The organism is Rhodopseudomonas sp. AAP120 (assembly GCF_001295845.1).
Lineage (GTDB): Bacteria > Pseudomonadota > Alphaproteobacteria > Rhizobiales > Xanthobacteraceae > Rhodopseudomonas.
This window is the reverse complement of the sequence record NZ_LJIC01000209.1, coordinates 1-2,169: the sequence shown is the minus strand read 5'-3', so window position 1 is coordinate 2,169 and position 2,169 is coordinate 1. Positions and strand designations below refer to the sequence as shown.

Annotated in this window: 2 protein-coding genes; both read right to left on the bottom strand. The window is 68.4% G+C overall.

Annotated elements, in window-relative coordinates; translation table 11 throughout:
• Nucleotides 1–158 precede the first annotated feature (158 nt).
• Nucleotides 159–986, bottom strand: coding sequence for an ABC transporter permease (locus IP86_RS26840; protein ID WP_054165509.1), 828 nt, complete (start codon nucleotides 984–986; stop codon nucleotides 159–161).
• Between the two features lie 118 nt (nucleotides 987–1,104).
• A complete protein-coding gene (locus tag IP86_RS26835; protein WP_197280000.1) occupies nucleotides 1,105–1,896 on the bottom strand; it encodes an ABC transporter ATP-binding protein in 792 nt (263 codons plus the stop codon).
• Between the last annotated feature and the right edge of the window lie 273 nt (nucleotides 1,897–2,169).

Sequence of the window (2,169 nt, the reverse complement as noted above, 5' to 3'; positions counted from 1 at the left end):
CAAGGGGGAGGGGAGCAGGGCGCCGCGGCAGAGTCATCGCGTTGAGCGACTCGTCGATCTTGCTGCTCACACCCTCTCCCCAACCGCAGCGCGCTCCCTCTCCCGCCTGCGGGAGAGGGCTGGGGTGAGGGAGCCACGCACTCAGTGCCCGCTATCGACTACTCGTGCACGTTCGTCTCCGGCCGCCAGGTCAGCAGCCTATTCTCCAGCGCGGTCAGCAGCCACTCGGCCGCGAGTGCCACCACGGCGATGACGATCATCGCGGCGAACACGCCGTTGCTGTCGAACGAGCCCTGCGCGGTGGCGATCAAGAGGCCCATGCCTTCGCGGGCGCCGAGGAATTCGCCCACGATGGCGCCGACCAGCGCGAAGCCGAAGCTGACATGCAGGCTCGCGAGGATCCACGACAGCGCCGAGGGGATCACCACCGAGGTCGTGACCTGCCACGGGCTGGCGCCGAGAATCCGCGCATTGGCGATCAGGTTCTTGTCGGCCTCGCGCACGCCCTGGAACGCATTGGCGAACACCACGAAGAACACCATGACGACCGCCAGCGCGATCTTCGATGCGGCGCCGAGCCCCAGCGCGACGATGAAGATCGAGCCGAGCACCACGCGCGGGATCGAATTGGCGACCTTGATGTAGATCGAGAACACGTCGGACAGCAGGTGATTGCGGCCGAGCGCGATGCCGCACAGCACGCCCAGCACCGCGCCGATCAGGAAGCCGGCGCCGGCCTCGTAGATCGTCACCCAGACCTGCTTCCACAGCGGCCCGATCGAGGTGCCGTTCTGCGTCCAGTCGATCAGCTTGAGCACGATGCCGCTCGGCTGGCCAAAGAAGAACGGATCGATCAGGCCGAACCGCACGCCCAGCTCCCAGCCCGCCACCAGCACGACCAGCACCGCCAGCCGCAGCGCTAATACAAGCCGTGCCCGCCGCCGCATGCGAACCGCGAGCGGTTCGGCCGCCGTCATCTCGGTCATCGGCCCGCCTCTCCGTCATTGCGAGGAGCGCAGCGACGAAGCAATCCAGCTCCGTGCACTGAACTGGATTGCTTCGCTTCGCTCGCAATGACGGGGGAGAGCGCGGCTTGGATCCTCCTCATTGCCCCGCCCTCGCGCGCAGCACTTCCTCGCGCAGGTCGTCGCTGATCTTGCGGGCGATGGCGATGAAGCGTTCGTCGTAGCGTAGCGTGGCGACGTCGCGCGGGCGCGGCAGGTCGATGGTGTGGACGGACTTCACCCGCGCCGGCCGCGTGGTCAGCACCGCGACGCGGTCGGCCAGCAGGATCGCCTCGTCGAGATCGTGGGTGACGAACAGCACCGCTGCCTTCGCCTCGGCCCAGAGCTGCAGCAGTTCTTCCTGCATCAGTTCGCGGGTCTGCACGTCGAGCGCCGAAAACGGCTCGTCCATCAGCAGCACCTGCGGCTTGTTGATGAAGGTCTGCGCCAGCGCGACGCGCTTGCGCATGCCGCCGGAAAGCTGGTGCGGATGGTGATGCTCGAAGCCCTTCAGCCCGACCCGCGCGATCCAGTCGCGTGCCTCGGCTTCGGCCTGCTGCCTGGCCATGCCGCGAAACAGCGGCCCGGCCATCACATTGTGCAGCACGTCGCGCCAGGGAAACACCGCGTCCTGCTGAAACACGAAGCCGACCCGGCGATCGACGCCCTCGACCGGCGCGTCGAACAGCGTCACGCGCCCGGCCTGCGGCTTCGCCAGCCCGGCGATCAGCCCCAGCGTCGTCGACTTGCCGCAGCCGGTCGGTCCGACGATCGCGCAAAACTCACCGGGCGCGACCGAGAGGTCGAAATCCTCGAGCGCCGACAGCACATCACCCGCCGGCGTGACGAAGCGCCGGGCGACGTGCGTGAGTTCGATGGCAGAGGGATTCATGATCGGCGACCTACTCACTTATGGGATGCGACGTAAGCCCCAACCACGGCGCACTCCCTCTCCCGCGTGCGGGAGAGGGCCGGGCTGAGGGCGACGCGAGCACAGTGCCCGGGGACCCCCACCCCCGACCCCTCCCCGCAAGGGGGAGGGGAGCAGAGCAGGGCGCACTCCCTCTCCCGCCTGCGGGAGAGGGTTGGGTGAGGGAGCCACGAGCACGGTGCCTGGGGACCCCCACCCCCGACCCCTCCCCGCAAGGGGGAGGGGAGCAGAGCA

What these genes read in the sequence shown, in the direction of transcription:
- IP86_RS26840 (WP_054165509.1), bottom strand. Translation starts at nt 986, where the DNA reads ATGACCGAGATGACGGCGGCCGAACCGCTCGCGGTTCGCATGCGGCGG.
- IP86_RS26835 (WP_197280000.1), bottom strand. Translation starts at nt 1,896, where the DNA reads ATGAATCCCTCTGCCATCGAACTCACGCACGTCGCCCGGCGCTTCGTC.